Raw genomic sequence first — 19,347 nt, 5'->3', positions numbered from 1 at the left:
TATGATAGAGCTATCTAATGTTAATTTGCACTACCCTGTGCCAGGGCATTTCTCACATTCTTTGCAAACAACAATATCCAGCAAAATTGGTGGTGTACTGGGTTCTAGTTCTGCAAAAGATAAAGAAATGAAGTATGTTCATGCACTAAGAGATATTAATCTAAAGCTAGAAGATAGCAGTAGGTTGGGTATTATTGGGCATAATGGTGCTGGCAAAACGACTCTACTTAGGTTACTTTCTCAGGTTTATCCACCAACGTCAGGAAAGGTTACTATCGAAGGAAAGATTTCAGCATTGACTGACTTCACTCTTGGAATGGATCCCAATGCAACAGGTCTAAAGAATATCGAATTTAGATTAGTATTTATGGGATGTACATTTAAGGAAGCGCAACAAGCAGTTGAAGAAATCGTTGCTTTTTCAGAACTCGGCGAATTTATCAATCTACCAGTCAGAACTTATTCTACCGGTATGTTCTTACGTTTGGCTTTTGCAATTTCTACACATTTCACTCCGGATATATTGATTTTAGATGAAGTTATTGGGGCTGGTGATGAAACTTTCCGTGAGAAAGCATTATCACGTTTGGAAAGTCTGATCAAGAAGTCAAGAATGGTTGTTTTGTCTTCTCATGATTTAAATGCTATTAAACAATATTGTGATCAGGCTATTGTAATGGAGAAAGGTGAATTTGTTTTCAATGGAACACCACAATCATGCATTGACTACTATTTAAACAGTGTCAAAAAATAATCAACTAGATAAAAAATACAATCTTTTAACTATATTGGATGGTTTATATGTCTATCTCTGAAGAAAAAATTATCAATCTTATTGCAGGAATTCTTGAAGTAGAAATTGGTATTATTAATAAAGAACTTGCCGTTGGTGATATCCCTGAATGGGACTCGTTAGCTCACATGAGAATAATTGCGGCTCTTGAATCGGATTTGGGAGTAGTTTTGGATATCGAACAAGTTCTTGAAATAGAAGATGTTGAAGATATTATCGATGCTGTAATTAATAACGAGTAAATATTATGTCTGTGGTTGAGAGAATATTTAACCATTCCGAGTCAAGACCGGATTGTATAGCGGTCTATGAAAATGATCGAACAATTAGTTATGAAAATCTTGCTTCGGATATAAAAAAAACCGCTGCCAAGTTAGTATCCTTAGGTGTAACATCTGAGGATGCTGTACTTGTAAGATCTAATAATAGCTATAGTTTCATACTGCTTTATTTTTCTATTCACTATGTCGGTGCTAAATTTGTTAATGTTGCTCCTGACTCAGACGTAAGCTACGTGTCTTTTATTGAAGATAAAGTAAATCCAAAACTATTTATTGAAAAAAGCCAGGATTTTATTAGAAACATAGATAGTTATACATTTGATAATATATTTCCCCCTCAGGCGAGGGGGATCGCAGATATTATGTTCACGAGTGGTACTACTGGTGAGCCGAAGGGAGTTTTGTTAAGCCATAAAAGTTTAGTGTTAGCAACTGAACACATTATATCTCATGTAAAAAATACCAATGAAGATGTTGAGCTTTTGTTAATGCCACTAAGCCACTCATTTGCTATGGCTAGAATGAGGACTAGTTTATTTGCAGGTGGTGCTATCGTAGTTGGCTGCTCTTTTAAGCAATTAAAGTCGGTATTCAAAGCTATAGAGTTTTACAAAGTTACAGGGCTAGGTCTCGTTCCTTCGGCTTGGTCATATATTACTTTAATGACCAAAGACCTCATACGTAAGTATTCAGAACAGCTAAATTTTATAGAGTTCGGAAGTGCACACTTCCCTTTCGAGGATAAAAAGCAGGTCGCAGAGTGGTTTCCAAACACTAATGTAGTTATGCACTATGGCTTAACGGAAGTGTCTCGAGCAACTTTCATTGATTTTCATAATGATGATATCAACGCGGTTGGTCATAGATATCGCGGAGCTGATTTTAAGATCATCGATAATAAAGGAGCGGAAGTAATTGAAGGAGAAGAGGGTGAAATCGTTTTTAAAGCACCATGGATGTTGGATGGCTATTTTGAGAACAGCCAATTAACGTCAGATTGTTTTGTAGAAGGTTACTTTAAAACAGGTGATTTAGGCCGTGTTGTTGGGGACTACCTATTTTTAACAGGCCGCTTAAAAGAAATAATTAACGTTGGCGGCAAAAAAGTAAGCCCTGATCAGGTGGAGAAAGTATTATCCGAAGCTCTAGGTGTTCAAGAATGTGCATGCGCTGCTTTATCAGATGCCAATATGGGTGAAGTGGTTCAAGCCTATATTGTTGTAAAATCTGGTTGGGATTGCGAAAATGTAATTTCAAATATAAAAGAGACCATAAATGGCCAGTTGCCGATGCATATGAGGCCTAAAAAATATAGTATAGTCAGTGCTTTGCCAAAGACCGTTTCAGGGAAAGTGCAAAGATACAAACTGTCTTCTGAATAGGAACATTCATGCTAAAACTACGTTTCCCACTACCTGTATTCCGTAACGCCCGAGAAATCGCTAATGGCAGGAATGCCCGAATGGCGTTAAAAGGTTTAGTAGCTAACCGAGCTGCACTTATTATTAGCCCTTCCTTTGGGAGTTCTCAGTACTTTGAACAAGTCGTTCGCCTTATTAACGCACAAAGTGTCCGGGTGATAGAGCGCTCTTGGCAAGGAGAACCAAGTGTAGAGGAACTTTCTGGAGTTATTGGAGAGCTTGAAGATTTTAAGCCAGACTATATTCTTGCACTTGGCGGCGGTTCTATCATTGATGGAGCTAAGCTCGCTTGGTTATTCTACGAATGCCCAACTCTTGAATCAGAACTTCTATATCGACCATTTGCATTGCCATCCCTTCGTGGTCGCGCAAAATTTGCTGCAATACCAACAACGGTAGGGGCTGGCTCTGAAGTTTCATCCGCTGCTGTCATGCTTGATAGTGTTACAAACAGCAAAAAGGCAGTTGTCACTCATGATTTTTTACCAGACTTAGTGATCCTTGATCCTGACTTGGTTTCAGAAGTTCCACCTAAGGTATTGAAAACAACTGTGGCCGATGCTCTCTCTCACGCCATTGAAGGTTATGTCTCTTTGATTGATAACCCTTTGATGAATACTTTTGCTGAGCAGGCGGTATCAATAATCTACCGCTATCGACATCAATTTTCCAATGATAATTGGAGCAGCGAAATGCTTTCTGAACTGCAACAAGCTGCTATGTTTGCAGGGTGGGTTCAAAATCATTGCATAGTTGGTCTTTCACATGCCATTGCTCACCAGCTAGGTACGTTTAATATAGGCCACGGATTGGCGAACGGTTTATTAATGCCTGCGGTGATCAACTTTAATTACCGCGAACATACAGCTGCAACTAAGTATGAACAATTGATCTATAAATCCGGGTTACCTAATAAAGAAGCATTATTAGAACTTTTTGAAGTATTGGTAGGAGAACAGAAAACTGATATGCATTTTTCAGAACAACAGCTGACAACGATCGCTGAAAATGCTTTACTTGACCCTGCTGCTAAGTCAAATCCTGTTCGATTTACAGAAAACGATGTGAAAGAGATTGTGAAGCAATGCCTGTAAATAACGAAAATCTGACCAGTGTACTTGATGCTCGCCCTTTTGAATTATCAGAAGAGCAAAAATCTCCACTATTTAAAGCGAACTTACTTGCAGAGTTAGTACATCATTATCAATGCAACGAGATGTATCGCAAATTTTGTCAAAAAAACAAATTTGACCCTTTGGTATTTGATGGTGAGGTTGCAGATATTCCACCCATACCTGTGCACATCTTCAAAGCAATAGGACATAAATTATCTTCGGTAAGCGATGATACGATAAAAGCGAAGCTTCAATCTTCTGCTACCAGTGGCGTACCCAGTACCATATTGTTAGATAAGGTAACCGCTCGTCGACAGACTCGAGCAATGGCAAGAGTTATGCAGGAGGTGTTGGGGCCTAAACGTCGCCCGTTTTGCATTATGGATATTGATCCGACAAGCCCAAATGCCACTAACCTTGGGGCTCGTATTGCGGCGGTAAAAGGTTACCTAAACTTCGCCTCAACATCGAAGTATTTTATAGATGCTGATAGCCCAAGTGCTCCACTTGAATTTCTGGAGCAAAAGTTTGTTGAACATCTGAATTCACTTGCGAGTGAAGAGCCGCTCATAATTTTTGGATTCACGTTTGTACTTTATCACACGGTTTTTAAGACCCTTAAAGACAAGGGGATCTCGTTTCAATTGCCTAAAGGTTCTCAGGTTATTCATATTGGTGGTTGGAAAAAACTTGAGTCAGAGAAGGTGGATAAAATTACCTTTAATCGAGATATCGCCTCAGTATTGGGTATTTCTCCTGATGATGTTGTGGATATCTATGGTTTCACTGAACAGATGGGGCTTAATTACCCAGATTGTAAAGCAGGATGGAAACATATTCATGCCTATTCTGACGTAATTATTCGTGATGAATCGAACCTAGAAGTGTGTGGGCCAGGTAAAGTAGGCTTACTTGAGTTTGTAAGCCCACTACCGCATTCATATCCGGGGAATGTTGTACTTACAGATGACCTTGGTGTGATTGAAGAAAGTCTTTGTGAGTGTGGTAAAGCTGGAAAAAGATTCAAAGTCATTGGACGAGCAAAAAAAGCAGAAGTAAGAGGCTGTGGTGATGTTATGTCTGAGAAATTGACTAAAAAGCCATCGTATAAGCCACTTTCTCAACAAGAAGAGAGGTTGACTATCTACCACTCACCGATATTTCTCGATGATACTATGTCCGCATCTCAGCAGCTTGATCAAATCTTTTGTTCTTTAAAGAGGAAGCAAAAATGGCTGGCTAACCAACCATTAGAAGCTATTCTTGGTTTAATCAATGAAGCGCGCAAAAGCTGGTCGAGTACGCCGGAGCTTGACCCTTATCGACATACTGGATTGAACTTCCTAGCTGATTGGTGTGAACCCAATCGTTTGAAAAACCTGCTTGATTCAGCATTGAATGGTCAGCGAGCTTTTTTGGATAATTTTTTACCTCGTAAAGATATTAGCCATAGCTCTCAAAAAGCAATGCCAAGAGGTATCGTATCTCACTGGCTGTCGGGTAACGTACCGTTACTCGGCATGTTTGCGCTGGTACAGAGTATTTTAAGTAAAAATGCCAACATTCTGAAAGTTTCAGCAAGCGAATCGCAAGCTTTGCCAGTATTATTGGCGACTTTTAAAGGCCTTAGCTACACTACCCCAGGTGGTTACACTATCCACGGTGATGACTTATTAGGGACTCTCGCTGTTGTATATTTTGATCGACACCAAACTAAAATTGCAGAGAAGTTTTCGGCCAATGCTGATGTGCGTATAGCTTGGGGGGGACGAGAGGCAATCGAGTCTGTAAGTGGCCTTCCAAAGAAATATAATAGTCAAGATATCCTCTTTGGACCTAAGCTTTCTATGATGGTTGTTGGCAGCGATGCTCTAGACTCTGACAAGGCAATCAGAAAGTTGATTCGTCGGGCTGCAACTGACTCTAGTGTGTTCGATCAGTTTGCTTGCGCTTCTCCGCACACCATTTTTGTTGAGAAGGGCGGTCTAATAACACCTAAAGAGTTTGCAGAGAAGCTTGCCTCAGCAATGGATAAGGCTCTTGTACGCTTACCAACTCAAGTACCAGACATTGGGCAAGCAAATAAGATTCGCTCAAAGATAGCGGAATATGCATTTATTGGCGAATATTGGCATGACAAGCACTTACGTTGGACGGTGTTGTTTGATGAAGGGATAGAGCTTGTTGAGCCGACATATCAACGTGTTATTACAGTAAAAGCAGTTGATAATGTATTTGATGTAGTCGACAGTGTACATGAAGATATCCAAACGGTCGGGTTGGCGATGAATGGTGAAAAGCGTCTTCGTTTTGCTAACGAGATAATGTTAAAAGGTGCGATGCGATGTCCAGATGTCGGCTACATGACCCATTTTGATTCCCCATGGGATGGGGTTGTAGCGCTAGATAGAATGGTTCGTTGGGTAACTCTAGGAGGACCGCTGTGAGTTCTCAACAGAATAGACTCAAGAAAAATTCGTTTCAATAAGTCGATGTTCCAAACTTAGGGTGTAATTATGAGCGGTAACGGTTACTACAGTGAAGATGTATTGAAACAAATGGGTTTTTCTTCTTTAGGAAAGAATGTAAAAATTTCTGAAAAGGCTTCACTTTATGGCATCAGTCGAATTTCTATAGGTTCAAACGTTAGAATTGATGATTATGTCACGATATCAGCAGGTGTCGGCGGCGTCGAAATTGGCTCTCACGTACATATTGGAGTATACAGCAGCTTGATAGGCGCTGGAAAAATAACCCTAGAAGATTTTGTAGGTGTATCAGGAAGAGTATCTATTTACTCTTCCTCTGATGACTACACCGGAATGGCTATGAGTAACCCAACTGTTCCAGAAGAGCTTACGAAAGTTACGTCACTCCCAGTTTTGATCAAAAAGCACTCAATACTTGGGGCTGGATGTGTTGTTTTACCTAAAGTCATTGTGGGAGAAGGTGTTTCAGTTGGAGCATTATCGTTGGTGAATAAGTCTTTGGATGATTGGCATATATATTCTGGTAATCCAATACAGAAATTTATCAGAAAGGCCCGTAAACCATTGGAGCTTGAAAAGAAACTTATTTTGTAGAAAAGTATCAGAAGATACTTGATTTTTATTGTCATCCCTAAACCACCGCTTTTAGCGGTGGTGATTGTTCCTAGGGGCATTTTTCCCGAAAATGCGCCCATGTTAGAAGACAAACTCTTATTCACCATAAGTAAGAGGATTCAAATAACATGGGCGACTACAGAAGTTCATCACACGTCTATTGGCGTTGCAAATATCATATCGTTTGGACACCCAGGGAAACCGCATGAAGGTCGTTGATATATAAGGGCTGCGGTGATGCTTAGAATAAGTTACCAATGCTTCATTAATCTCAGTTTTTAGATGTAATCCGATGAAATTTAAGATCGCCTTGTAGATCATTTCTGTTGTTTTGTAATAGCTCCTAGACAATATAGGAGCCTAAATATGAGCGAGTCAATCAACCCATTTATGCATTTCCAAATCATTAAAGACTATCGACAAGAAAGCAAAGTAGAACACAAATTATCAGACATTATTTTGCTGACAATATGTGGTGTTTTGTCGGGTCACGATGGCTGGGATGGCATTATCGATTTTGGTCATGCTCGCTTAGATTTCCTTAAACGATATGGTCACTTTTAAGCTGGAATGCCTTCTGCGGATACGCTTTCTCGTGTGATGGGTATGATTAATCCTGTAGCTTTGCAAAGAAGCTTCATTACCTGGATGAAGGACTGCCATACACTAACGGATGGTGAAGTTATTGCCATCGACGGTGAAACATTACGCGGCTCTTATGACCGCTCGAAAGGCAAAGGAACAATCCACATGGTGAACGCTCTTGCTACAGCAAATGGAATGAGCATTGGGCAACTGAAGGTTGATTCTAAGAGCAACGAGATTACCGCGATCCCCAAGCTACTTGACTTACTAGATGTGCTTGATTACGATTGATGCAATGGGCTGCCAAAAGAAAATAGCACAGAAAATTCTTGATAAAGAAGCGGATTATTTATTGGCGGTCAAAGGTAATCAGGGAATGCTTGAGCAAGCCTTTGATGATTATCTTCGAATGGACATGCTTCACGACTTCGACGGTAGTTCTTATAGTACACAAGAAAAAAGTCACGGAAGAATAGAAACGAGAGTGGCTTTAGTGAATCGCGATTTGTCGGTTTTGGGTGATATTGAACATGAATGGCCTGAGCTTAAATCAATGGGCACCGTGGCTTCAATTCGACAAGAATCGGCAGTCGCAACAGAGCAAGATGTGAGTATTCGTTACTACATATGCTCTAAAGAATTGGAAGCTCAAACGTTACTTGAAGCGACTTGTTCTCACTAGGGGGTAGAGGTCATGGATTGGTCACTTGATACCGCATTTTGTGAGGACAATTCACGCATTAGAGCGGACGATCGAGCAGAGGCCTTTGCAAGGATCAGGCAGATATGTTTGAACCTATTAAAGAGCGAACCCACGTTTAAAGGTGGTATCAAACGTAAACGGATGAACTGCGCAATGAACGAAAAGTACCTAAGTAAGGTTCTTGAAAGCCTTACGTGACGGTGATGTTCATGCGGTTTCCGTGCTAAAGGCTTTGGATGAAATTCCTTCTAAATGTCAATAAAATGGCAAATCCATTATTGGTCAACAATGCCCTTTCAGGTCCTCAAACCTGCATCTGCAAGTTGATTCTGTATGTTATTTTTTACGCTAATATTATTTAAAATTGAGGTAGTAATGAAACATCTAATAAAAAACTATGTACAAAAATTAATTAAAACAGAGCTTGATGCTATTCAGTCAAAGTCTGTTCATGATAATCGAAACTTCATTTACAATGGAGAGTTTTTAATTCTTGAAAGCGAATTTGGATTGCATTGTTTTCCCAGAGTGCAGTTGAACCATGCTTTAAGCTACAAAAACCCAAACTTTGATTTAGGTATGCGTCACTGGATTGTTAATCATTGTAAGCATGACACCACTTATATTGATATCGGTGCAAACGTTGGAACTTTCTGTGGAATCGCTGCTCGTCATATACACCAAGGAAAAATTATAGCGATAGAACCACTCACAGAAATGGAAAATAGTATTAGGATGAATGTTCAATTAAATAATCCACTAGTTGAGTTTCATCATTTTGGCTGTGCAATAGGTGAGAATGAAGGGGAAAATATTTTCGAAGTTTATGAGTTTGATAATAGGGTGTCATCATTATATTTTAAAAAAAATACAGACATAGCAGATAAGGTTAAAAATAGCCAAGTTCTGGTTAGAAAGTTAAGTAGTTTAGATATATCGCCTACTAACTCTGTAGTTATAAAAATTGATGCTGAAGGCGCAGAAATAGAGATATTAAACCAGATTTACGAATTCACAGAAAAGCATAATGGAATTGAATATTATATTTGCTTTGAATTTGCAATGGGTCATATACAGAGGTCTAATAGAACTTTTGATGAGATTTTTAACATAATAAACTCAAAATTCGGAAGTAAGGCATATTTTATTCATCCATTATCATCCGCTGAACATCCTGAGTTTAATAAAGCAACGCAGGATATTAATGGGAATATCTGTTTTAAATATGTATCATAAAATAATTTAATATATTCCGTATGTCATTGCAAGTTCAACAGACATTTCCGAAGAGTTCACTATACAGTTTAGTATAGCTTTGTGCATAGCGATGTGCTGTGAATTCCTGTTCAAAACGTTTGCGAGCATTAATACCTAATTTTTCACAAAGTTTTGTATCATGTTCTATTTTTAACATTGCATCGGAAAAGCTTTGACTGTCAGCTGGCGGAACAACTAACCCTGTTTCGCCATTGATGTTCACATAAGATGAACCTGTGCCAATATCACTACTAATAATGGCTTTACAGTACATTTGTGCTTCGATAAGTGATATACCAAAAGCTTCTGAGCGTAGGTGAGATGGGAAAACAAAAGCTTTAGAAAGTAAATGTAATATGACTTTGTCTTCCTCAGAAATGAATCCTACTAGCTTAACGTTTTCAAGATTGTGTTTGGCAATATAAGACTCTAGTTTTACTCTTTCCGGACCGTCACCAGCAATTATAACAGGTAGCTGGTTGATTTTTGCTGCTTCAAGTAAGAAATCTAGACCCTTGTAGTACCGTAATACGCCAACAAATAAGAAAAAACCTTCCCCTACTTTTTCTCGCCATTTATTAATATTATCGTTTGATGGGATAGGATAAGTATTCTCATCAACGGCAAGTGGAATTATTTTTACCTTATTTTTATGCCTTAACAAATTCTCGCTTGTGTGTGCATATTGTGGTGATGTTGCCACAAGGATATTTGCTTGATTTAAAAAATGACTCTCAAGTGGTTGATATAATTTCTTTAAGCACTTTTGACGAATAATATCGGAATGATACGTTACAATACTTGGATTCGATGAGCCAAATAAAGAGAGAAAGTCTCCGGTTGGCCATGGATAATGGTAATGGATTATGTCAGCCCATTTTGAAAGTTTCTTGAATTGTCTAATTAGCTTCCACGAGAATCCATTTGAAGAGATTTCAATCGATTTTTTTACTGAGATTATTTCTGTTCCTTCACAATAATAAGAAGAAGTTTGATTATCAGATAATGTAAGTATTTTAGTTTCTATTCCTAACGGTTTTGTTCCCGATGCTATAAATCGAATAACTTGCTCAACACCGCCTTTTGTTTCAGGATAACAGGTTCTATATACATGCAATACTTTCATTTTATTCTCATTTTTGTGGCGAATAACCCGTAGGTGCATCAAGTAAAATTCGCTTAATACATTCAACATCAAAGTTATGACAGCATACATCAAGTTCCGTGAGTAGGTCTTCCATGGCATCCCAACTCAGTTTTTCTTCACATGCTGTCATGATCTTTTGATGGCTAGTGCCTTCCACATTCTCTCCGATAAGTAGCTCTTCATAGAGCTTTTCTCCTGGGCGCAAGCCAGTAAACTTGATCTCGATATCGCCTTCATCACTTCTTCCATCGCAGAATTCTTTCATGCCCATAAGATGAATCATACGTTTGGCGAGATCGACGATTTTTACTGGTTCACCCATATCGAGGACAAAGACTTGTCCATTATGACTCATCGCCCCAGCTTGAATGACAAGCTGAGCGGCTTCTGGAATCAGCATGAAATATCGGATGATATCAGGGTGAGTTACCGTTACTGGCCCACCTGCGCGGATCTGTTTTTTGAATAGAGGAACGACCGAACCTGAAGAGCCTAAGACATTCCCGAAACGTACCATGGTAAAAATGGTTGTACTGTTTTTATCGGCTAGGGCTTGTAGTACCAGCTCTGCCATCCGCTTGCTTGCTCCCATGATATTCGTTGGCCGCACGGCTTTATCCGTTGAAATCAGAGTAAAGTTTTTTACGCCAGCTTCTATAGCTGCATTAGCACAGGCTAATGTTCCAAAGACATTGTTGCGAATGCCTTCGATAACATTATCTTCAACGAGAGGAACGTGTTTATAAGCTGCAGCATGGTAAACCGTTTCAACCTGATGAGCTTGCATGAGTTTTTTGACGCGGTTTTCACGTTGTACTGAGCCAAGTGCTGCAACTATTTTCGTGTTGAGTTTTAAATTCTGTTTGATCGCTTGTAATTCCTGATCGATGGTATACAAGTTATATTCATTGAGCTCAAATAACACTAAGGTTTTAGGTTTTTGAGCCAAGATTTGTCTGCATAACTCTGAGCCAATCGAACCTCCCGCTCCAGTGACCATGACGGATTTTTCAGTAATGTTTTTTTGTAACAGCGCTAAGTCGGGTTCAACCGGTGCGCGGCCAAGCAAATCTGCGATATCAAGATCTTGTACATCAGTCGCTTTTGCGCGTCCCGCAGCAATATCTTCCACTGAGGGGACAGATTGAATCTCAATGGGCCAATGAGAGAGTCGTTCAAGTAATTTTATACGTGTATTTTTACCGATATTATTTATGGCGATCAGCATCTTTACGGGTTCATAAAGATTTCTGAGTGATTCAAAATCACTACTATGGTGCACTCGCAGCCCAAATATAATTTGTCCTGTTTTAGCTGGATCATCATCTAAGAAGATTACCGGGTGGTACTCATCACCTTGAATGAGAGCATAGGCCAGATCTCGCCCTGTTGAACCTGCACCATAGATAAAAACATTTGGTTTCTGACGCTTGTAATAATGGTAATAGATGGTGCGAATAAAAATTCTAGGCCCACCTAAAGTCAGCGTTGCTAGGCCTGCATAAATAAAGGGGACACTGCGGGGAATAAAGGCCTGAAAGAAAAAGCCGCTTAGTGCTAGCGTCACCGCAGAAATGATGACAGACAAAAAGATATAGCCGATCGCAGGCAGCATCATATAACGTAGCACTGCGCGATACATACCGAGTCGGACAAAGCAGTAGAGAGTGACCCCTACCGTTGTCATCATGCTCAGAAACTCTGGGAAGCTAAACGTGAATGCTAAAGTATCTAAGCGTAGTGCGATGGCAGCATAAAGGGAAAACATCAGCGCAAATACATCATATAGCAACGTTATCATACGCTTATGATGACGCTGTGCGCTTAAGAGCAGTTGAATAGGGGTAAACATTGCTTAGCAGCTCGCCTTATAATTAGCCAACCCAACGGGTTGATATTGTTATGCGTTATATTAGTATCGCCCGAATTGTAGTTTGCTTGAGTAGCGTTTGCCAGACTCATGATGCTGATCGTTGGCATAGTTTTGTAAAAAGATAGGGTAAGATGGAACCAGATAATCAAACACCATTAAAAATACTTGTGACTGGAGCATCTGGCTTTGTCGGTTTGCGAGTACTCACCCAAGCGCAAAATATAGGGTATGCACTGGTTGCGCAATCGCGCAGCCAACAACCCTATTCATTTGAGCAGGTATTGCTTGATATCACACCAAATACAGATTGGGAGAGAGCTTTAGTCGGTGTCGATTGTGTAGTTCATTGCGCCGCTAGAGTTCACCAAATGCAAGAAACAGAAGCGGATGCCCTTAAAGCGTATCGTGATGTGAATACACAAGGCACTCTGAATTTGGCGAAGCAAGCAGTATCTGCTGGAGTCAAAAGATTTATCTTTTTAAGCTCAATTAAAGTCAACGGTGAGCAAACCAAAGCTGGGTCTGCTTTTCAGCATGATGATCAACACATTCCCTCTGACCCTTACGGCTTAAGTAAATATGAGGCGGAACAACAGTTATTAGAGCTCGCAGCAGAAACTGGACTTGAAGTTGTGATCATTCGTCCACCGTTAGTGTATGGCGAAGGGGTTAAGGCTAACTTCCTTTCTATGATGAATTGGGTCAAAAAGCAAATTCCCTTACCTCTTGGTGCGGTGGGGAATATGCGTAGTCTGGTGTATTTGGACAATTTAGTCGATCTAATCTTAGTTTGTTGCCAGCACCCCAAAGCCGCAGGGGAGATTTTTTTAGTTTCTGATAACCACGATGTTTCTTTGACCACGCTTCTTAGAACTATCGCCCAAGCAATGCAGATTCGACCCAGATTATTACCCATTCCACAAACCGGACTGCAGTGGTTACTGAGGCTATTGGGTAAGCCAGAGCTGGGGCAGCGCTTATGCGGTAACTTACAACTGGATATCGCTCATACCCAAAAAACACTACACTGGTCGCCACCTGTGAGTTTCGAACAGGGCATAGCGCGCACGGTAAATTTCTACTTATCTCAATCATCTAAGTGATAAAGACATGGTTATTCGATTTCTTGATTTTATTTTTGCTCTAGTTGGGCTGTTGTTACTCTGGCCTGTGTTATTGATTGTGTGCATTTTGGGCTATTTTGATACTGGCTCCCCCATTTTCTGCCAACAGCGAGTCGGTAAGAATCAGCGTCCATTTACCCTCATTAAATTTCGAACCATGCCAAAGAATACTGCGTCGGTGGCAACCCATTTGGTTGGTGCTTCTTCTGTCACTAGGCTTGGTCAGTTTCTGCGCAAAACCAAGCTTGATGAGCTTCCACAATTGATCAATGTGCTGAAGGGGGAAATGAGTTTAGTTGGGCCTCGACCTTGCTTGTTTAATCAACAAGATCTGATTGTTGAACGAGAAGCCCGTGGAGTGTTTACTGTTCTCCCTGGCATTACGGGACTGGCTCAAGTAAACGAAGTGGATATGTCGACACCGGTAAAGCTTGCAGAGCTTGATCAACAGATGATTCAAACGCTGAATTTAAAAAACTACTTTACGTATATCATTCAGACCGTTTTAGGCAAGGGAGCGGGTGATCGTGTTAAGCCATAACAATCAAGCCGTCCAGTTGGACGGCTCGATTGTTATGGCTTTTACTCTTGTCGATGTAGTTATTTACGCACTGATTTGTCGATGGGCTGTTGCTTATCGCTGAGTTTGTGGTGATTGGCTCGCAGTTTGGTGGCTCGGTGCGTTGCTGAGGCGAGCTAACCACGGCAAGGTGGCGCAAAACAGGAGAAACAACATGGAAGTGGTTCATCACGGAGGGAAGGCGAGTGTCACGGGTTCATGCCATGAATTGCGAGCCGATGGGCAAGCGCTGCTGATTGATTGCGGCTTGTTTCAAGGGGCGGATGAACGCCCGTTGGCTGTGGAGTTTGCGCTGGGGCATGTGGATGCTCTGATCTTAACTCATGCGCACATCGACCATATTGGCCGTTTGCCTTGGTTATTGGCGGCGGGCCTTAAGCAGCCGATTTACTCTACGGCGGCAACGGCGGAGCTGGTGCCATTGATGCTGGAAGATGGTTTAAAGCTGCAGTTAGGGATGTCTCCCAAGCAGAGTGAGCGCGTACTGACTGAGGTGCGCCGTTTGCTGCGGGTGCAAGATTACCAAAAGTGGTTTGCAGTGCAGCCTAAGCGTGCTGATTCGCTCTGGGTGCGCTTTCAGCCTGCGGGGCATATTTTGGGCTCGGCGTATGTGGAAACCCGGCGTCCGAATGGTGAGGTGGTGGTGTTTTCAGGGGATTTGGGGCCAAGCCATACGCCTTTGTTGCCTGATCCGCAGTCGCCAGAGCGGGCAGATTATCTGTTTATTGAAACCACTTATGGCGATAAGCAGCACGAGGATGTGCAGAGCCGAGGGCAGCGGCTGCGCGCGATGATTGAGCGCTCACTGACTGACGGCGGTGCGATTTTGATCCCGGCGTTCAGTGTCGGTCGCACGCAAGAGCTGCTCTTTGATATTGAGCAGCTCATCTTTTCTCAGCAAATCGATGCTAACTTGCCGATTATTCTCGATTCGCCGATGGCGCAGCGAGTGACGCGTTCTTATCGTCGCTTTAAGCAGTTATGGGGACGAGAAGCCAAAGCGCGGCTGCAAATGCATCGGCATCCGTTGGCGTTTGAGCAGTGTATTACGGTGGAAGATCACCGAACCCATGAGCGCTTGGTCAACCGTTTAGCCTCAACCGGAGAGGCGGCGATTGTGGTGGCGGCGTCGGGGATGTGTCAGGGCGGCCGCATTATGGATTATTTAAAAGCGCTGCTGCCGGATAAGCGCACTGACCTGATTTTGGCCGGCTTTCAAGCAGAAGGCACGCTTGGGCGCAGTATTCAAAGTGGTCAACCTTCGGTCTGGATTGAGGGGACTGAAGTGGAAGTCAACGCGCATATTCATACGATGTCCGGTTATTCCGCTCACGCCGATAAGGCCGATTTGCTGCGCTTTATTACCGGCATTCCTGAAAAGCCCAAGCAAGTGCATCTGATCCACGGTGAAGCCCCAGCCAAGCAAGCGTTCGCGGCTGAGCTTACTCAACTCGGATATTCGGTGCTTTGACTGGGAAGCTTGGTTTGATGTGAAATACCCCCTCCTGTCCTCCCCCTAGAAGGGGGAGGTGCAAGAGCCATCTCTTTATCAATCAGCAAGATTAAGCTTGTTTCCCTCCCCTTTTAGGGGAGGGTTAGGGTGGGGTATTTGGCGCTTGCGGATGCTTATATTGTGCATTTTCTGTTTGGCTTGGTGTGAAATACCCCCTCCCGTCCTCCCCCCTAGAAGGAGGAGGGGTAAGATCGATGCGCGCGAATGGAGGGGCGGTGTTTAGCCTCTCAGAGCGCGAAAGTCATTGCCTGTGGGGGCTTGCGAGACGCGCAGGTCAAACTCAGGCAGTACCGCGTAAATATGATCAAAAATATCCGACTGAATACGCTCATACTCCACCCACACTGTGGTGCTGGTAAAGCAGTACACCTCTAGCGAAATGCCATCGTGAGTGGGCGCTAACTGACGCACCATCAGCGTCATATCTTGGTGAATATTGGGGTGAGTACGCAGGTAGCGCTCTAAATAAGCGCGGAAACTGCCGATGTTGGTCAGGCGGCGGCCATTGATACGGCAGGCCAAATCCCAATGTTTTTGTTGGTTGTAGCTGCTGATCTCTTGCTCTTTCTCGACCAAGTAGGGCTCAAGCAGTTGCGCTTTTTTCAGCGCTTGTTTCTCTTCTTCTGTTAAAAAATGCACGCTGGTGGCATCAATCAAAATGCTGCGTTTGATACGGCGACCGCCAGACTCTTGCATGCCTTTCCAGTTTTTAAAGGAATCTGAAATCAGGGCGTAGCTTGGAATGGTGGTGATGGTTTTATCCCAGTTCTGCACTTTGACTGTGGTTAGGCTGATATCAATCACAGAGCCATCTGCGCCATATTTGGGCATTTCCAACCAGTCACCGACCGAGAGCATTTTGTTGGCCGAAAGTTGTACCCCTGCAACTAAGCCGAGGATCGGGTCTTTAAATACCAACATAAAGACGGCGGTCATCGCACCTAAGCCGCTGAGCAGAATCACTGGCGATTTACCGATCAAAATTGAGGTGAAAAACAGCGCCGCGATAATAAACACAATCAGCTTGATGCTTTGCAAAATGCCGCGTGTCGGCAGGTTTTTACCCACTTGGGTTCGGCTGATCAGCAGTTCCAGCACGTTGAGTACGGAGTAAGTGGCCAGCATGCCAAACACCACAATCCACAATGAGGTTAGGGTGTGCAGAACATCGTAAGCAAAGGTGTTAGGGCTTAGCCACAACTGGGTTTGCACCGCAATCACCACACCTTGGATCAGTAAGGCAACGCGGCTAAATAGGTGCTCTTTAAACAGAGCATTGCGCCAAACGCTTTGCTCATGGTGGGTATGGCGTTTGAGCCACAGCAGCACTCCACGGTGTAACACGAGATGAATGGCAATCGAAATGGCTGCGATCAGCCCGAGCGCTTCCGCAAGCTGGATCACGCGTTCAATTTCAATATCAAACTTCTGTAACCACAAGGTTAATGTTTCAAGCATGGCTTACTCCTTAATCAATCTGCGCGCCATACTACCTCAAACCCTAACGGCTTGCTATGTAAGTACTTGCTTCACTCGTTGGCGTAGGTAGGGCACGATGTCTTGCTCAAACCAAGGGTGATTTTTCAGCCATAAGGTGTTGCGTGGAGAGGGATGCGGTAGCGGTAAGACCGAAGGCGCCCAGCGTTGCCACTGCTGTACCGTTTCGGTCAAGGTGCTGGGTTTGTCCGACAGATAATAATGCTGTGCATATTGTCCAATCAGGAGAGTGAGTTGCCGATTGGGCAGTTGTTCCAGCACTTTGGCATGCCACAGTGGCGCACACTCTTTACGTGGCGGTAAATCTCCGCTGCGCCCTTTGCCCGGATAGCAAAGCCCCATCGGCATGATGGCGATGTTTTCTTCGCAGTAAAACGCTTCGCGATCTAAACCCAACCACTGACGCAGCCGCTCACCGCTGGCATCATTCCACGGAATGGAGGTTTGGTGCACCTTAGTGCCCGGTGCTTGGCCAATAATTAAAATCTTCGCCGCCGGATGGGCGCGGATCACCGGATTCGCGCCCAAGGGTAAATGGGGTTCACACACTGTGCACTGGCGAATTTCCGTCAGCAGTGACTCAAGCATCAGTAGCCTTTTTCAAAATCAATCTGATTACGCAGTGGCAAGTTATCGCACCAACGTTGGTAGTTATCGGCGAAGATATCGACCACTTGCTCTGGAAAGCTGACCGCCGCGATGTGTGGTGTGATGGTGATCGCCGGATTGTCCCAGAATGGGTGATCTTGAGCGAGTGGCTCTTTGATAAACACATCCAAAAACGCGTGGCGAATGTGTCCTGCTGCAATTAAATCCGGCAGACCCTGCTCTACTAACGTTTTGCCACGCCCGACGTTAAACAGCAGCGCTTGGTGGCAGTGGCGAAGATTTTCTTGATTGAGCAGCCCTTCGGTTGCGGGGGTGTTGGGCAGCGTATTCACCAGTAAGTCGGCGCGCATTAAAGCGGCTGGCAGCTCACTGATGTGATAAGTGGCATCAAAATGCCCTTCTTTGGCCGGAATGCCGGTGCGATTGACGCCCACCACTCGCAGCCCAAACTGTTTAGCCACATGGGCTAAATGGCTACCAATCGAGCCAGTGCCCAAAATCACTAGGGTTTGATTGGCAAGTGAAGAGTAAGGGCGCGGCTGCCAAAGGCGCTCAGCTTGTTGGGTTTGATACAGGCGAAAATCGCGCTGATATTGGATAGCGTAACCCATCACATACTCGGCGATCAGGTGCCCGAAGATGCCTTTGACGTTGGTCAGCAGATAGTTTTTGCGCAGTTTGGGGTCCATCAAGGTATCGACGCCGGCATAGGCGGAATGCAGCCATTGCAAGCGCGGAAACTCATCCAAACGGCGGGCGGCCATCGGCGGTGCGGCCAACAAAATCGTGGCCTTGGCGCGATCTTCGGTCAAGGCGAGCCCTTCCAGTTGGCGCTCAAGGATCTGCTCGCGGTAGTGTTCATCATGTTCAGTCAGAATATACAGCTGGTGGAAATTGTTCATAGGCGCGTCTTTTTTCCCTTATGGTTATCCAGTACACTTCCGCTGTCTTTTTCCGCAACGATTTGAAGTGACTATGTTACAAAACCCTCTACAGCTTCGTCTTGAGAAGTTTGAACCTTGGCAACAGATTACCTTTATGGCCTGTCTGTGTGAACGTATGTATCCGAATTACGCTATGTTCTGTGAGCACACGCAGTTTGCTGAGGCGCGTATCTACCGTGACATTCTCGACAGCGTGTGGGAATTGATGACGGTAAAAAATGCCAAAGTGAACTTTGAGCATCAGCTTGAAAAGCTCGAAGAGCTGATCCCAACTTCGGATGCGTTTGATTTGTACGCCGTGTATCCCGCGATTGATGCCTGTGAAGGCTTGGCAACCCTGCTGCATGGTTTGTTGGATCGTGATGATTTAGCGGAATCTATGATCAAAGTGAGCCAGATTTCGGTACAAACCGTCGCTCAACTGGAAGAAGCACAAACCGGTGAAGCCATCACCAACGATAACCAAAAAGAGAATGAAGCCGTGTGCGCCGAGTGGGATGTACAGTGGGCGATTTTCCGTCCGCTGCGTGAAGCGGTTGAGCGTGACATTGACCTCATCAAAGACCTACGCAAAGAGCTGCGCGAAGAAGGGGTCAGCAATATTGGGGTGGAGTTGTAATTTCCTCGCGATTGAAAAAGAATTCTCAGAGATAGTCCCCTGTCTATTGAACACAATTTTTGTTCAATAGACAGGGGGGAAATTCTTATCCGTCAAGGATGGCTTACAATTTGAGTCATCTTTCCCAAAGCGTCTTAGGCAGCTTTTTCGTTTATTTTACTATCTTTCCAACCTCCAAGTAG

16 protein-coding genes and 2 pseudogenes are annotated in these 19,347 nt (G+C 43.4%); 13 read left to right on the top strand and 5 right to left on the bottom strand.

Annotated elements, in window-relative coordinates; translation table 11 throughout:
• The first annotated feature begins 1 nt into the window (after window position 1).
• From T411_RS0118130 to T411_RS0118085, 9 genes and pseudogenes are all read left to right on the top strand, one after another.
• A complete protein-coding gene (locus T411_RS0118130; RefSeq protein ID WP_001912177.1) occupies window positions 2-754 on the top strand; it encodes an ABC transporter ATP-binding protein in 753 nt (250 codons plus the stop codon).
• A 47-nt stretch (window positions 755-801) separates the two neighbouring features.
• On the top strand, window positions 802-1,035 hold the full coding sequence (locus T411_RS0118125; protein WP_000027964.1) for an acyl carrier protein: 234 nt from the start codon (window positions 802-804) through the stop codon (window positions 1,033-1,035).
• Window positions 1,036-1,040: 5 nt separating this feature from the next.
• Entirely contained in the window at window positions 1,041-2,456 is a 1,416-nt protein-coding gene (locus T411_RS0118120; RefSeq protein WP_000117645.1) for an AMP-binding protein, read from the top strand.
• A gap of 8 nt (window positions 2,457-2,464) precedes the next feature.
• Window positions 2,465-3,589: an iron-containing alcohol dehydrogenase gene (locus tag T411_RS0118115; RefSeq protein WP_000916246.1), complete on the top strand. Its 1,125-nt coding sequence runs from the start codon at window positions 2,465-2,467 to the stop codon at window positions 3,587-3,589.
• Window positions 3,580-6,057: a LuxE/PaaK family acyltransferase gene (locus T411_RS0118110; RefSeq protein ID WP_001144972.1), complete on the top strand. Its 2,478-nt coding sequence runs from the start codon at window positions 3,580-3,582 to the stop codon at window positions 6,055-6,057. The genes T411_RS0118115 and T411_RS0118110 overlap by 10 nt, the downstream gene beginning before the upstream one ends.
• Before the next feature lie 69 nt (window positions 6,058-6,126).
• Entirely contained in the window at window positions 6,127-6,693 is a 567-nt protein-coding gene (locus tag T411_RS0118105; protein ID WP_000016342.1) for an acyltransferase, read from the top strand.
• A gap of 149 nt (window positions 6,694-6,842) precedes the next feature.
• Window positions 6,843-6,911, top strand: a pseudogene (locus T411_RS1000000120950) (IS200/IS605 family transposase); the annotation flags it as partial.
• Window positions 6,912-7,080: 169 nt separating this feature from the next.
• Window positions 7,081-8,200, top strand: a pseudogene (locus T411_RS1000000120660) (ISAs1 family transposase).
• 177 nt (window positions 8,201-8,377) lie between these two features.
• Window positions 8,378-9,238: an FkbM family methyltransferase gene (locus tag T411_RS0118085; protein WP_000681558.1), complete on the top strand. Its 861-nt coding sequence runs from the start codon at window positions 8,378-8,380 to the stop codon at window positions 9,236-9,238.
• A gap of 34 nt (window positions 9,239-9,272) precedes the next feature.
• Here T411_RS0118085 and T411_RS0118080 read toward each other — a convergent pair whose 3' ends face one another.
• Together T411_RS0118080 and T411_RS0118075 are read right to left on the bottom strand one after the other, a co-directional pair.
• The gene (locus T411_RS0118080) at window positions 9,273-10,385 is read right to left on the bottom strand and encodes a glycosyltransferase family 4 protein (protein ID WP_000865953.1); all 1,113 of its coding nucleotides are present in this window, start codon (window positions 10,383-10,385) and stop codon (window positions 9,273-9,275) included.
• 7 nt (window positions 10,386-10,392) lie between these two features.
• Complete coding sequence (locus T411_RS0118075) at window positions 10,393-12,258, bottom strand: polysaccharide biosynthesis protein (protein WP_000494952.1); 1,866 nt, start codon at window positions 12,256-12,258, stop codon at window positions 10,393-10,395.
• A 152-nt stretch (window positions 12,259-12,410) separates the two neighbouring features.
• On the opposite strand from T411_RS0118075, the gene T411_RS0118070 reads away from it, so the two are divergent.
• The 3 genes from T411_RS0118070 to T411_RS0118060 all read left to right on the top strand — a co-directional run bounded on the left by T411_RS0118070 (window position 12,411) and on the right by T411_RS0118060 (window position 15,454).
• On the top strand, window positions 12,411-13,382 hold the full coding sequence (locus tag T411_RS0118070) for a UDP-glucose 4-epimerase family protein (protein WP_000433078.1): 972 nt from the start codon (window positions 12,411-12,413) through the stop codon (window positions 13,380-13,382).
• Window positions 13,383-13,389: 7 nt separating this feature from the next.
• Entirely contained in the window at window positions 13,390-13,944 is a 555-nt protein-coding gene (locus tag T411_RS0118065) for a sugar transferase (protein ID WP_000236731.1), read from the top strand.
• 193 nt (window positions 13,945-14,137) lie between these two features.
• Window positions 14,138-15,454, top strand: coding sequence for an MBL fold metallo-hydrolase RNA specificity domain-containing protein (locus T411_RS0118060; RefSeq protein ID WP_000454282.1), 1,317 nt, complete (start codon window positions 14,138-14,140; stop codon window positions 15,452-15,454).
• 261 nt (window positions 15,455-15,715) lie between these two features.
• Here T411_RS0118060 and T411_RS0118055 read toward each other — a convergent pair whose 3' ends face one another.
• From T411_RS0118055 to T411_RS0118045, 3 genes are read right to left on the bottom strand one after another with little or no spacing between them, the layout of a single operon-like run.
• Window positions 15,716-16,954 (bottom strand): mechanosensitive ion channel family protein, encoded by a 1,239-nt coding sequence (locus tag T411_RS0118055; RefSeq protein WP_000894643.1) that lies wholly within the window; start codon window positions 16,952-16,954, stop codon window positions 15,716-15,718.
• Between the two features lie 54 nt (window positions 16,955-17,008).
• Window positions 17,009-17,581 carry a uracil-DNA glycosylase family protein gene (locus tag T411_RS0118050; protein WP_000894086.1) on the bottom strand — a complete coding sequence of 191 codons (573 nt, stop codon included), beginning with the start codon at window positions 17,579-17,581 and terminating at the stop codon, window positions 17,009-17,011.
• The gene (locus tag T411_RS0118045; protein WP_001058664.1) at window positions 17,581-18,504 is read right to left on the bottom strand and encodes a D-2-hydroxyacid dehydrogenase; all 924 of its coding nucleotides are present in this window, start codon (window positions 18,502-18,504) and stop codon (window positions 17,581-17,583) included. Before T411_RS0118045 ends, T411_RS0118050 begins: the two co-directional genes overlap by 1 nt.
• Before the next feature lie 73 nt (window positions 18,505-18,577).
• Here T411_RS0118045 and T411_RS0118040 point away from each other — a divergent pair, with 73 nt between their 5' ends.
• Entirely contained in the window at window positions 18,578-19,165 is a 588-nt protein-coding gene (locus T411_RS0118040) for a YjaG family protein (RefSeq protein WP_000941132.1), read from the top strand.
• Window positions 19,166-19,347 lie beyond the last annotated feature (182 nt).

This window comes from Vibrio cholerae ATCC 14035 (genome assembly GCF_000621645.1).
GTDB classification, from domain to species: domain Bacteria; phylum Pseudomonadota; class Gammaproteobacteria; order Enterobacterales; family Vibrionaceae; genus Vibrio; species Vibrio cholerae.
This window is presented reverse-complemented; position numbering and strand designations above follow the sequence as displayed.